Below are 12,382 nucleotides of genomic sequence, written 5' to 3' on the forward strand. Positions count from 1 at the left end.
ACGCACCGATGACCGATCCGCTGGTCGTGATCTCTCCGTGATCCGACGCGACGGCAGTCCAGATTTGTCACGCTGCGTGCCGCTAGGCCGTTCAGAGCAGCGTGAGCTCGGGGTTCTCCCGCCACAGACGCGTGGCGTCGACCGCGTCGGCGGGGTCGGTGCGGGCGACGGTGCGCTCGGCCACGCTGACGTACTCGCGGGTGCGCGAGCGGGCGTTGCGCAGCCGAACGACGTTGGGGAACCGGCCGACCGCCTTGAGGTCACCGACCCCGGTGAGGAACACCAGCTGGATGCCGTTGGCCGCCGCGACCTTCCGCTGCAGGTCGAGGAACACCACGTAGTTGGCCTTGCCGAGCGGGTTGTCCAAAGGCAGCGCCCCCAGGCCGGGGAGGTCGCGGCCGCGGCCCGTCGCCCGCAGCTTCGCGACCATCGTGAACAGGAGCAGCGAGATCGTCACCTTCTCCCCGCCCGACCACTTGCGCATCCGCTCCACCGACACCCGCTCGACGGCGAACGTGGTGGACGGCTTGAGCACCTTGGCCTTCCAGTTGCCCTCGCCGACGACGGCGCTCGTGGCCTGCCAGAGCAGCTCGTGCCCACGCGGCACCGGGGTGCCGCGTACGGCCAGCGAGTCGACCAGCCGGGCACACCGCTCGCGCAGCACCGCGTCGGCCGTCTCGACGGCGGCCCGCGGTCCGACCTCGAGGAACCGGCGGCCGGCCCAGTCGCCCAGCGTGTCGGGCAGCTCCGACAGCGCCTGCGCCCGGTTCAGCGCCTTCAACGCCTGCCGCACCATGCCGACCATCGCCGTGACGACGACGCCCTTGTGCTCCTCCAGCTCGCCGAGGCGCTCGCGCAGCTGGGCCGCGAACAGCTCCAGGTCGCCGGCCAGCCGTTCGGCGTCGGGCAGGAGGTCGTCGAGCAGGTCGCGGGTCACGTCGTCGGTGCGGAAGCGGTCCCGCACGGCGGGCTTCACCGAGCTGAACCGGTCGTCGGACGCCCACAGGGCGAGCTTCTGACCCTGCAGCTCCACGGCCCGGCGCGCCCGGCGGGCCTCCGCCCCGGCGCGGTCCCACGCCTCCCGCGCGGCCTTCACGGCGGTCCGGGCATCGTCGAGCGACCCCGTGAACGGCGCGACCTCGGCAGGAGCGTCGGTGTCGCCCTCCTCCCCCGGGAGGCTGAGCAGCGCGGCGATGTCCCGTAGCCCGGACGCGCGCTGGTGGGCTGCCGTCAGCTCCGCGGCGGCGCTCGCGGCGGCGGCGCGCGCCCGTTCGGCGTCCTGCCGGTGGCCGATGGCCCGGCCCTCGGCCGCAGCTGCCTCGGCGAGAACGGTCTCCTGGTCGCGGGCCTCGACCTGCTCGGTCCCGTCGACGGTCCCGCCGAGCTGCTCCAGCTCGGCGCGGGCGGCCCGCATCTCGGCCCGCGCGTCCGCCGCGACGGCGACGGCGGCGTCGTGGGCGTCGGCGGCGCGCGCAGTGGCGGCCGACTGCGCGTCGACGTCAGAGCCGTCCGGCGAGTCCACCAGCGCGACGGCGGCGGTGACGTCCGCCGGGGGCAGTGCCGCCACCTGGTCGCGGGCGCGGGCAGCGGCGTGCCGGGCCTCCTCCAGCGCCGAGGCCAGCGCCGACTCCGCCACCTCCCGGCGGTAGGCGTGCTCGGCCGCCTCCCAGGCGGCGCGGGCGGCGTCGACGGGCAGCTCCGTGGTGGCCGCCGCGGCGATCCCGCCGAGCGCAGCACGGTCGTCGCGGCGGGCCTGCTGGGTGCGGGCCAACGCCTCGCCGTGCCGCTGCGCCGCCTCGGCGAGGGCCCGGTGCCGCGCCTCCGCGGCCGTCGCGTCCTCCAGCGCGCGGGCAGTGGCGGCCAGCGCGTCGGGCAACGTGGCCACCGCGGCCCGGTGCCCTGCGAGGTCCCGATCGGCCAGCGCGGTCAGCACCCCGGTGGCCGCGGCGGCGGTCCGGCGGACGTCCTCCGCCGCCGCCCGGGCCGCGTGCAGGTCACCGTCGCGGACGGCCAGCGCGTCCTCGGCCTCCGCGAGGTCGGCCGCGTCGCGGGCCAGCTCGGTCAGCCGCTCGTCCGCGACGGCCCGCTGCTCCGCGAGCCGGTCCAGGGTGCCCGGCGGGCATGCGGCGACGAGGTCACGCAGCCGTCGTTGCAGGTCGGTGTCGCGCTCCAGCGCGGCGGCCAGCGCGGCGTCCTGCTCGCTGCGGCCGGCGCGGGCCTGCTCCCGGGCCGCGATCTCCGCACCGGCGGCGGACCGGTCGGTGAGCGCGGGCGCCGGTGGCACGAGGAACCCTGCCGCCGCCGGCTCGTCCGCGGCCGCGGCGAGCTGGGCGGTCGTCCCCACCAGCACCGCCGACAGCGGTCGCAGCCCGGCCGCCTCCAGCGCGGCCTGGGCGGCGGGCAGGTCGTCCGCGTCGTGCACCAGCAGGCCCGACGCGAGTGCCGGCGCCGCGCGCAGCACGGCCGCGCGTGCCCCGGGCGGGACGGCGTCGGCGAGGTGGCGCCAGCCCGTCACCGCGCCGATCCCGGCCTGTTCCAGCACGTCGTGGGCGTGCGCGAGGTCCAGGCTGCCCGGGAGCAGCTGGGCCGCGGCCAGCGTGGCCAGCGCCCGCTCGTCCTCCGCGCCGTCGACGGCGAGCTCGACGCGTCGGCGCTGGGTGCGCGCGATCGCGTGCGCCAGGGCGTCGCCCAGGTCGCCGGCCTCCGCGACGGGGTCGACCAGCTCGCCGTCACCCAGCGCGCGCAGACGCTCGTCGGCGGCGAGCTCGGCGATCCGCGCGGACAGCTCCCGGTGGCGCGCGTCCAGATCCGCGCGTTCCCGCTCGACGACGGCCCGCTCGGTGAGCACCGCGGTGCCGCGCTCGCGCAGCTCCTGACGGTCACCGGCCAGCGCCTTCTGGGCGGCGTCCAGGTCGTCCAGGTCGGCCGTCGCCGCTGCGTCGGCGCCGCGGTGGCGCTCCAGCGCGTCCTCGACGGGTTCGCCGTCGCCCAGGTACCCGGCGGTGACGGCGGCGGCGAGATCGCGATCGAGCGCGGCCAGCGCCGTGCGCGCCGCCTCCAGGGCCGCCGCGAGCCGGGCCCGCTCCTCCCGGGCGTCCTCGGCGCGGCCGCGGGCGGCACGCTCTGCCTCCCGTTCGGCCTGCGCCTCGGCGCCTGCCTGGCCGACCTGCTCGTCCAGCTGCGCGATCGCGGCGTCCAGCGCGGCCGCGTAGTCGCTCGCCGCGGCGTCCCGGCGCCGGCGCAGCGGCTCCGCGTCCTCCGTGGCCGCGGCGAGCTGCACCTCGAGGTGCCGGATGCGCTGCTCCGCCGCGCGCTGGGCGTGCGCTGCGGGCACCGCACGCCAGGCGGCCAGCCGGCGGGCGGTCTCCTGCTCGACGCGCCCGTGCTCGGCCGCCGACTCCTGCGCGGCCATCCACCGCAGCCGGGCCGCGCTCCAGCGGAGCCGCTGCGCCGCCTGCCGCTCGCTGTCCTCGGCCGCGACGTGCCCGGCCACGTCCTCCTCGTGCACCGCCACGGCCTCCTGCGCGGCGGCCGCTGCGGCGTCGGCCAGGTCCGCGCCGGCGGCGAGACCGGCGAGCAGCTCCCGCACCCGCCCCGTCTCGACCTCGAGCGCGGTAGCGGCGGCGGTGTCGGCCGCCCCGGCTGCGACGAGCTCGCGCAACCGCGGGCCGGCCTCGTCCGCGAAGGCCAGGTCGGCCAGCAGGCCCGGCCGCTCGGCAAGGCCGGCGCGGACCCGTTCCAGGATCTCCGCGACCGCGCCCGGCACCTCGGGGTCGACGATCAGCTCCAGCAGGTACTCGACGAACTGGTCGGCGTTGCGGAACTGGAACTGGCCCTCGATGCCGCCCTCGGTGGCGTTCATCTGCAGGATCGGGGTGAAGATCTCCGGGTCGAGGCCCTGCGCGTCCAGCATGGCCCGCCAGCGGTCCATGCCGTCGGTGACGGCCGCGCCGCAGTGCGGGATCGCGTCCCAGGCCCGGACCGCCGCGACGAACTCGCGGAGCGGCGTCTGCTTGCCGTCCGCCGACTCGAACGGCAGCAGGTCCAGCTCCGCGCGTCCCTCCTGCGGGGCAAACAGGTACCAGCGCGAGGACAGGCGGTCGTGGTCGCGGGTCGGGTCGGCCGGCTGGCTGCGGTCGGCCCACTCGTACACCGCGCCGGTGACGAGGGTGCGCCCGTCCGGGCCCGACCACTCGACCACCACGTGCGCGGTGTCGGAGCCGAGCACGTAGTCCTCGAGGTGCTTGCCGGTGGCCGCGGTGGCGAGGAAGTCCCGGCGGTGCGGGCGGATGAGCGCGCACACCAGCGACAGCACCGTCGACTTCCCGCCGCCGTTGCGCAGCCACAGGATGGTGTCGAGCGGGGTGCCGGACTCGTCGGTGAAGTCGAGCGTGACGTCGAGGAACCGCGCCGCGGCCGGCCCGACGTGGTCGAGCCGGATGCGGCGGATCTGCCACATGACCGGGGTGCTCACGAGACCGTCTCCGCTGCCTCGCGGCGGACGGCACGCAATGCGTCGAGCGCCGCCGTCCCTGCACTGTCCGCCACCAGCAACCGGAAGTGGTCGGTGAGGTGGAACGTGTCCGGGCCGAGCGAGGTGGCCTCGCGTGCGGCGCCCTGCGCGACCAGCCAGGCGCAGACCTCCTCCACCGCGCGGAGGGTGCAGCCGCGGGCCCGGCGACCGGTGCTGGTCAGGACCAGCGCCGGCAGGTCGGCGTAGACCTCCGCGGCGGCGCGCGCCCGTTCCTCGACGTCGCCGAGATCGGCGGCGGCAACCGCGGTGCGCAGGAACTCCTCGATCGCCGTCACCTCGACCAGGCGGGTCTCCGGGTCGTCGAAGTCCACGTCGTTGGGGTACGCGTAGGCGGCGATCCCGACGAGCACCAGGCCGAAGACGAGCTTCTCCTGCTGGTCCATCGTGCGCAGGTCGCCGAGGCGGGTCGCGAACGGCCCGCCCGGCTCCGGGACGAGCACGATGCCCGCGCGTGGGGTGCCCAGCACCTCCAGGCCCAGGCCCTCGGCCATCGTGTCGACGACGTCCTTGAACCGCAGCTCGCCGCGGTAGCGGTCGAGAAGCCTGCGGTACTCGCTGCCCTCGACGGGGCGCACGCGCCGGGCCAGCCCGAACTGGATCAGCTCGGCGGCGGCGCGGACCTCGGTCAGGTCGGCGGCCACGGATGTCACGCAGTGTCCTCCTGAGCGTCCTCCTGCTGGAGAGCAGTCGTGCGGGTCAGCAGCAGATCAGGCCCGCGGAAGGCGCCGGCGCTGATCGTCGCCCCGGTCGGGACGGCGACCAGCCCGGCCGCGAGGAACCCGACGTCGGAGCCGTCCGCCTCCTCGTCGCCCGGATCGGGGGCGAACGCCCACAGCGCCGAGAGCGCCACCAGCTCGGCGACGTCGTCGGGCACCTCGGCGGTGAGCAGCTCCGACAGCGGGGCACCGTGATCCGCCCTGGCCAGCACCCCGCGGGCGGCCTCCACGACCTCCGGGGGATAGCCCTGGACGTCGTCGGTGTCGACGGGCACGTCGACCTCCTCCGGCGGCGCGTCCGGCTCCGGGGCGCGCGGCGCCGCCCACAGGCTCTCGACGAGGTCGTCGAAGCGGGCCAGCCGCGGCACCGTGACGCCGAGCGCCCGCTCGGCGAACCGCTCGGTCACCTCCAGCGCGGGCGCGACCGGCAGCTCGAGCGTCGGCGCCAGCACGTCGTCGGCGAGGTTGAGCATGCGCAGCCGGCGTCGGCGCGCGATCCGCTGCCGCACCTGCGCGGCCAGGAACACGTCCCGGGCCCCGACCAGCCGCTTCTCCAGGTCGAGGTGCACCTGCTTCGCGCGCGTCAGCAGGTCGACGATCTGCCCGGACACCGCGCGGACCTCCGCGGACACCTCGGAGTCGAGGCCGCCCTGCACGTGCTCCAGGAACCGGTCGTCCTCGGCGATGCGTTCCTCGACGTGCCGGCGGGCGCGGGTCAGGCGCTCCGGGAGGTCGGCCGTCCAGTCCGTCGACGTGACGTCGCGGCGGGTTGCGTCGAGCAGCTCGGCCAGCGTCGCGGACAGGCCGACGCTGGTGCGTTCGGCCTGCGCCGCGGTGCGGGCGGCCGCGTCGAACCGACGGTCCTCCAGCTGCCGCTGCAGCACATGCGCGAGCGCGCGGTCGGCGTCCTCGAGGTCGACGTCGAGCCCGTGCAGGAACAGGGTGATCGCCTGGTCGCTGGCCACCAGCACCGGGCCGAACTCGGTGTCGCGCAGCGACAGCAACCGGAAGCTGTACGGCTCCCAGCGCGCGGTGCCCGAGTCGGAGACGTCGGCGAACTGGTAGGTGAACCGGCGACCGTCGTGCGCGTCGTTGAGCAGGCCCTTCAGCACTGTCTGCGCGACCGCCGGCCACTCCGGCGGCGCCCCCGGGTGCATGCGGGCGGCCAGCCGGGCCAGCGCGTCGAGCACGTCGTCGAGCGTGGCCTCGCGGGCGAAACCCATCTGGCCCACGACCACGTCGACCGCGGCGAGGGCGAGCCTGCGCAGGTCGTAGCGCCCGTCGTCGACGCCGGGGATGCCGGCGTGCGCGGCGTTGCGCACCAGCCGCGAGATGGGGTCGGTGAGGACGAGCGACCGCCAGCGCGCACGGGCGCTGGCATCCGCGGCGGGCGACACGGTGGCCGTCACAGAGGCCTGCGCGGCCGCCCCGATCGATCCCGGCACCGGGCGAGCGTACGAGGCCGGGGTCGGCCCACCGGTCGGGGGATGCCGGTCAGCCCGCCGCCGGCAGCGCCGCGACCACCGCGAAGTGCCGCACCTCCGAGCCCCCGACCAGGTACCGCGCGTCCTCCGGGTACAGCACGGCGGCGTCGATGTCGTCGCCGGCGAAGGCGCGGATCGCGTCCTCGGACTCCCACAGCGACAGCGTCTGGAACTCGGTGCGCCCGTCCTCGTCGCGGCGCAGCAGCCAGGCGCCGCGGTTGCCGGCGGTGCGGCCGTAGGCGTCGAAGCCGGTGGCCCGGACGTACTCGGCGTACGTGTCGGCATCCGTGGTCCGCACGGCGCCCTGCCACACGCGCATGATCATCTCCGGCTCCCTTCCGCGGGTCGTCGGAGGATGGACCGGCGACGTGCGCCGAACTCATCGGTACTGCCGGCCGCGCGGAACGCCGGCAGCACCGCCGGCACCACCGCGACGGCCGCCACCGGGATCAGGTCGAGCGAGGTGAGCGTCGGCAGGAGGAACGCAGCGAGTGCCAGCGGGGCGCACCACCACGGCACGCGCCCCGCCCGTGCCGCGAGGACGAGCAGACCCACGATGCCGACCTGCGCCAGCGCCGGCCAGAACCCGTAGAAGAAGCTCGAGCCGGGAATCACGTCCCGGAGGTGGTTCGCGGCCAGAGCGCGGGCGGCCTTGTCCGGCGCGCCCCATCCGGCGAGCAGGTCGACGAGTGCCTGCCCGACGCCGGACAGCGCGCCCACGACCGACAACGCGACGAGGCCCCGGCCCAGCACGGACCGGTCCCCCACCAGACGGTGAAGCGCGACGGCGGACAGCGCCAGCGCGGGGAACGCCGCGAGGTAGAACACGTGGCTCACCGTCCACACCGCACTGACCGACCGGGTCGGGTCGGTCAACCGGACGACGCCGTAGCAGAACAGCAGCACAGGGGCGGTGAGCAGCGCGTATCGGGTCACGCGGAGAACGCTAGGGCGGGTCGGGCCCCGTCGGACCGGGGTTGTCCCCACGATTCACCGGGGTCGCATCCGGGTAAGACCCCGACATGAGCGACCAGCGCGACATCCTCGCGCAGATCCTGGACGACCACACCTGGTTCCGGCAGCAGTTCCTCCGCCTCGACGAGCTGCGCGCCGCGTCCGCGCCGCCGGCGGAGCTGGCTGCCGTGTGGGCGCCCCTGGCGGCCCGGCTCGACGTCCACGCCGCGGCCGAGGAGGGGGTCTTCTACCCGCACCTGCTGCGCCGTGGCCGCGACGATCCCGAGGAGGAGACCCTCGACGCGATCGGCGACCACAACGACATCCGCGACGGGGTCCGCGACGCCGACGCCGCCACCGTGGGCGACACCGACTGGTGGGCCGCCGTGCGGGCCACCCGCGAGGCCAACGACGAGCACATGGCCGAGGAGGAGCGCGAGGGCATCGCCGACTTCCGCGAACACGCCCCGCCGCGGCTGCGCCGCTCGCTGGGCGAGCAGTTCGCGGCCTTCCTGGCCGAGCACCGGACGTCCGACGAGGTCGACACGTCCGACGTGGATCCGCAGGCGTACGTGGAACGGATCGAGCACGAGATCGAGCAGGAGAACGAGAACGGCACCGCCGACGGGTCGCTCCGCATCGGCAGCCTGAGAGGACGGTCATGAACCACCTGATGCGCGACCTGGCCCCGCTGTCGGCGGCGGCGTGGGAGGAGATCGACACCGAGGCCCGGCAGCGGTTGACCCCGCAGCTCGGCGCTCGCGCGGTGGTGGACTGGGCCGGATCCGGTGGTGGATGGAAGCGGTCGGCGGCGAACCTCGGGCGCACGGCCCGGCTCGCGGGCCCGCCGCCGGGGGTGAGCGGTGACGTGCGGGTGCAGCAGCGGCGGGTGCTGCCGCTGGCGGAGGTGCGGGTGCCGTTCACGGTGGACCGGACTGAGCTGGACGGCGCCGAGCGCGGCGCTCTCGACCTCGAGCTGGACGACCTGGCGCGGGCGGCCCGGCTGCTCGCCGAGATCGAGAACCGGGCGGTGTTCCACGGCTGGCCGGAGGCCGGCTTCCACGGCATCCTGGCCGGCGCCCCGCACGGCGTCGCGAAGCTCGGCGCGGACGCGGCGGACTACCCGGTCACCATCGCGCGGGCGGTGGAGACGCTGCGGATCGCCGGCGTGGAGGGTCCGTACGCGCTCGCGGCCGACCCCGAGACCTACACCCGCATCGCCGAATCGAACGAGGGCGGCCACCTGCTGGTGGAGCACCTGACGCAGATCCTCGGCGGCAAGGTGGTCTTCGTGCCCGGCATGGACGGGGCCGCGGTGCTCAGCCAGCGGGGCGGCGACTTCGTGCTCGATGTCGGCCAGGACGTCGCGGTGGGGTACAGCCACCACGACGCCGACACCGTGTCGCTCTACCTGGAGGAGAGCTTCGCGTTCCGGCTGGTCGAGCCGGACGCGGCCTGCGCGCTCGGGTAGCGGTCACCCGCGCGGCGGCAGCGCCGCGACGGCCTCCAGCTCGACGAGCGCGCCCGGCAGGGCGAGCGCGGCGACCACGGCCACCGTGATGACGGGCGGTTCCGATCGCGCGTCCCAGTTCTGCTGGAAGGCGCCGAAGCCCTCGCGCAGGTCGGCCCCGGCGGTCAGCAGGATCGTCCACTTCACGACGTCGTCGGGGCACGCGCCGGCGGCGGCGAGGCATTCCCGGACGTTCGCCAGTGCCTGGCGGGTCTGCTCGCCCACGGACGGGCCGACGAGCGCGCCGGAGCCGTCGACACCGTTCTGCCCTCCGATGTGCAACGTGTCGTACCCGGCCGGGATGCGGACAGCCTGGGAGAAGGCCGGGTTGGCGTGCAGCGCGGGAGGGTTCAGGTGCTCGATCGACATGCGCCGCATGTAACCACTTAGACTGGTTACATGACCAGGCACTCCGACGACCGCCGCTGGCGCAGCGGGCGGCCGTGCCTGGACCTGGTGCACAGCGGCGGCGCACCCGAGCAGGCGGTGCACTGGGAGATCGTCCACGGGCCGGCCGACCTCACCCGGTTGCTGCCGCGCATGCTGCACGCCGACCTGCACGTCTCCGCGACCGACGCGGACGTCGTGGCCCTGCGCGAGCTGCGCACCGCCGTCGCCCGGATCGCCTACGCCGTCGCCGACGGCCGCTCCCCGGCCGACCCCGGTCTCGCCGAGCACGTCGCGGTGGTGAACCGCGTCGCGGCCGGCGCACCGCTCGTCCCCGTGCTCGACGGGGAGACGAGCGCCTTCGTCGACCCGACCGCGGCACAGGCGCTGGCGACGCTCGCCCGCGATGCCGTCGATCTCTTCGGCTCCCCGCTGCGGAGCCGGGTGCGGGTCTGCGCCGCGCCGGACTGCGGCCTGCTCCTGCTCGACACGTCCCGTCCCGGCAACCGGAGGTGGTGCTCCATGCAACGCTGCGGAACGCTCGCGAAGGTCCGTTCCCACCGCGCCCGGGAGGCCGGCCGATGATCCCGTCGTTCACCGCGGCGCAGGTGGGCGCCTGGCGGATGGGGCGCTGCCTCGACCTGGGTCCGGCGCCCGACGCCGTCGCCGTGGCCGAGCGGCTGGCCGGCGTGCAGGCGCAGGTCACGTCCAGTGCCGAGCAGGCGGTGGCGGTGCGCGGGGCGGCGCCGGGCGCGGTGGGCGATGCCCTTGCCGCCCGCACGCTCATGCGCACGTGGGCCCAGCGCGGCACCCTGCACCTGCTGCCGGTCGCGACGGCCGGCAGCTACCTGAGCCTGCTCGCTGCCCCGCGGACGTGGGAGAAGGGTTCCTGGCAGCGCACCTTCGCCACGGCGGCGCAGGTCGCCGAGCTGACCGAGGCCGCCGCCGCGGTGCTCGACGGCGTCGAGCTCACGCGGGCCGAGCTGGCTTCGGCCATCCTCGACCGCACCCGGGACGAGTCGCTGCGCGAGCTGCTCGGCTCGGGATGGGGTGCGGTGCTCAAGCCCTTGGCCTGGCAGGGCGTGCTGTGCAACGGCGACGCCCCCGCCGACGCCGGCCGCGTCACGTTCACGAGCCCGGCCACCCGCTTCCCCGGCTGGTCCGGGCTGCCCGACCCGGACGTCGCCGCGGCCACCGTCATCCCTGCCTACCTGGGCGCGCACGGCCCGGCCACACCGGCCGCGTTCGACCAGTGGCTGCTGCGCGGCGGCACCCGTCGCGCGGTGCTCACGCAGTGGTTCGCCGACCTCGTGGAGGCCGGCGAGCTCACCGCGGTGGACGTCGACGGCGACCGCCGCTACGCCCGCGCCGCCGACCTCGACGCCCTCGCCGACGCCCACCCCACCGGCCGCGTCGCCCTGCTGCCCGCCTTCGACCAGGTGCTGCTCGGGCCCGGCACCGCGGACCCGGATGTCCTCGACCCGGCGCGGCGGGCCCAGGTCAGCAAGGCGGCCGGGTGGATCGCCCCCGTCGTCGTGCGGGACGGGCGCGTCGTCGGCGTGTGGGCGTTCGACGGCGACGACGTCGCCGTGACGGTGTTCGACGAAGCCGGCCCGATCGACGGGCTGGCCGACGCGGTCGCCGCGCTGGGGGCCGCGCTGCAGCGCGACCTGCGGCTCACCGGGTCGACCGGCGCATCCGCAGGAACGCCACGGTCGTCCACGTGACGGCGAGGACGTAGCCGGCCGCGAGCACACGGCCGACGATGTCCATGCGGATGATGCGCTGCGGGTGCACCCCGAGCAGATCGAAGACCGGGACCCAGCGGACCCCGTCCGCCACGTCGGGGGCCAGCGCGGCGGCGGCGACGAGCGCCACCGCGCACACCACGAACGGGACCGCGAGCTGCGCCGGCAGCCGCCGGAACCGCAGCGCCGCGACCGCCAGTACGGCGGGCACGAGCGCGAGGAGCGGCCCGACGACCGTGACGAGCAGGAACTCGGTGACCGCTCCCGGTCGGACGGCGCGCAGCGTGATCGCAGCGACGAGCGCGACGAGCTGCAGGCCCAGGTTCGCCCTGGCCGGTAGGCCCCGGCCGGTGTCGGTCATCAGCAGGTCGCCGGTCTCACGCGGCCGTCCCGGCCGACGGGCACTCGGCGGCCAGCACGCAGTCGCCGCAGGCCGGTTTGCGGGCCGTGCAGACGCGCCGCCCGTGCAGGATGGCGGTGAGGGTGAGCCGGCCGAGGTCGGACTCGTCGAACAGGGCCGCGACCTCCGTCTCGACCTTTCCCACGTCGGCCTGCGCGCTCCAGCCGAGCCGCTTGGCCAGTCGCTTCACGTGCGTGTCGACGGCCAGGGCGGAGCCGCCGAACATGCCGACGATGAGCAGGTGCGCCGACTTGCGGCCCACCCACGGGATGGACACGAGATCGTCCACGGCCGTAGGGACCTCGCCGTCGAACCGTTCCACCAGCGCCGCGGCAACGGCCTGGACGGCCTTGGTCTTCTGCCGGTAGAAGCCGACCGGGCCGAGGATCCGTTCGAGGTCGGCGGGATCGGCGGCGACGTAGTCCGCAGCCGTGCGGTAGGTGGCGAACAGCTCCGGCGTGACCTGGTTGACGCGCTCGTCGGTGGTCTGCGCGGACAGCACGATCGCCATCAGGAGCTCGAGCGGGTTCGTGGCGTCCAGCTCGACCCGCGCATCGGGGTAGGCATCGGTGAGCAGCTGCAGGACGGTGGCGGGCGCGGCGACGCCGGTGGCGGGTGCGGCCGGCTGGCGGGACGGCATCCGCCGAGC

At 75.8% G+C, this 12,382-nt stretch carries 12 protein-coding genes; 4 read left to right on the top strand and 8 right to left on the bottom strand.

The window, feature by feature from the left end; translation table 11 throughout:
* Positions 1-91: 91 nt before the first annotated feature.
* From ACQEVB_RS27815 to ACQEVB_RS27835, 5 genes are read right to left on the bottom strand one after another with little or no spacing between them, the layout of a single operon-like run.
* Positions 92-4,474: a hypothetical protein gene (locus ACQEVB_RS27815; protein WP_432977250.1), complete on the bottom strand. Its 4,383-nt coding sequence runs from the start codon at positions 4,472-4,474 to the stop codon at positions 92-94.
* Entirely contained in the window at positions 4,471-5,184 is a 714-nt protein-coding gene (locus ACQEVB_RS27820; RefSeq protein ID WP_432977253.1) for a hypothetical protein, read from the bottom strand. Before ACQEVB_RS27820 ends, ACQEVB_RS27815 begins: the two co-directional genes overlap by 4 nt.
* Positions 5,181-6,695 carry a hypothetical protein gene (locus tag ACQEVB_RS27825; protein WP_432977256.1) on the bottom strand — a complete coding sequence of 505 codons (1,515 nt, stop codon included), beginning with the start codon at positions 6,693-6,695 and terminating at the stop codon, positions 5,181-5,183. Before ACQEVB_RS27825 ends, ACQEVB_RS27820 begins: the two co-directional genes overlap by 4 nt.
* Positions 6,696-6,744: 49 nt before the next feature.
* Positions 6,745-7,059: a hypothetical protein gene (locus tag ACQEVB_RS27830; RefSeq protein ID WP_432977259.1), complete on the bottom strand. Its 315-nt coding sequence runs from the start codon at positions 7,057-7,059 to the stop codon at positions 6,745-6,747.
* Complete coding sequence (locus tag ACQEVB_RS27835) at positions 7,056-7,670, bottom strand: hypothetical protein (RefSeq protein ID WP_432977262.1); 615 nt, start codon at positions 7,668-7,670, stop codon at positions 7,056-7,058. The genes ACQEVB_RS27830 and ACQEVB_RS27835 overlap by 4 nt, the downstream gene beginning before the upstream one ends.
* A gap of 86 nt (positions 7,671-7,756) precedes the next feature.
* Here ACQEVB_RS27835 and ACQEVB_RS27840 point away from each other — a divergent pair, with 86 nt between their 5' ends.
* Positions 7,757-8,353, top strand: a complete 597-nt coding sequence (locus ACQEVB_RS27840; protein ID WP_432977265.1) for a hemerythrin domain-containing protein — start codon at positions 7,757-7,759, stop codon at positions 8,351-8,353.
* On the top strand, positions 8,350-9,159 hold the full coding sequence (locus ACQEVB_RS27845) for a family 1 encapsulin nanocompartment shell protein (RefSeq protein WP_432977268.1): 810 nt from the start codon (positions 8,350-8,352) through the stop codon (positions 9,157-9,159). Before ACQEVB_RS27840 ends, ACQEVB_RS27845 begins: the two co-directional genes overlap by 4 nt.
* A 3-nt stretch (positions 9,160-9,162) precedes the next feature.
* Here ACQEVB_RS27845 and ACQEVB_RS27850 read toward each other — a convergent pair whose 3' ends face one another.
* On the bottom strand, positions 9,163-9,567 hold the full coding sequence (locus tag ACQEVB_RS27850; protein WP_432977271.1) for a RidA family protein: 405 nt from the start codon (positions 9,565-9,567) through the stop codon (positions 9,163-9,165).
* Positions 9,568-9,597: 30 nt separating this feature from the next.
* On the opposite strand from ACQEVB_RS27850, the gene ACQEVB_RS27855 reads away from it, so the two are divergent.
* Together ACQEVB_RS27855 and ACQEVB_RS27860 are read left to right on the top strand one after the other, a co-directional pair.
* Positions 9,598-10,170: a CGNR zinc finger domain-containing protein gene (locus ACQEVB_RS27855; RefSeq protein WP_432977274.1), complete on the top strand. Its 573-nt coding sequence runs from the start codon at positions 9,598-9,600 to the stop codon at positions 10,168-10,170.
* Positions 10,167-11,312 carry a DNA glycosylase AlkZ-like family protein gene (locus ACQEVB_RS27860; RefSeq protein ID WP_432977277.1) on the top strand — a complete coding sequence of 382 codons (1,146 nt, stop codon included), beginning with the start codon at positions 10,167-10,169 and terminating at the stop codon, positions 11,310-11,312. Before ACQEVB_RS27855 ends, ACQEVB_RS27860 begins: the two co-directional genes overlap by 4 nt.
* Here the strand turns inward: ACQEVB_RS27860 and ACQEVB_RS27865 are convergent.
* Both ACQEVB_RS27865 and ACQEVB_RS27870 read right to left on the bottom strand, forming a co-directional pair.
* Positions 11,263-11,694: a hypothetical protein gene (locus tag ACQEVB_RS27865; RefSeq protein ID WP_432977280.1), complete on the bottom strand. Its 432-nt coding sequence runs from the start codon at positions 11,692-11,694 to the stop codon at positions 11,263-11,265. The genes ACQEVB_RS27860 and ACQEVB_RS27865 overlap by 50 nt on opposite strands.
* Positions 11,695-11,710: 16 nt before the next feature.
* Positions 11,711-12,373, bottom strand: a complete 663-nt coding sequence (locus tag ACQEVB_RS27870) for an endonuclease III domain-containing protein (protein ID WP_432977283.1) — start codon at positions 12,371-12,373, stop codon at positions 11,711-11,713.
* Positions 12,374-12,382: the final 9 nt, after the last annotated feature.

It is taken from the genome of Pseudonocardia sp. CA-107938, assembly GCF_050936315.1.
GTDB lineage: Bacteria > Actinomycetota > Actinomycetes > Mycobacteriales > Pseudonocardiaceae > Pseudonocardia.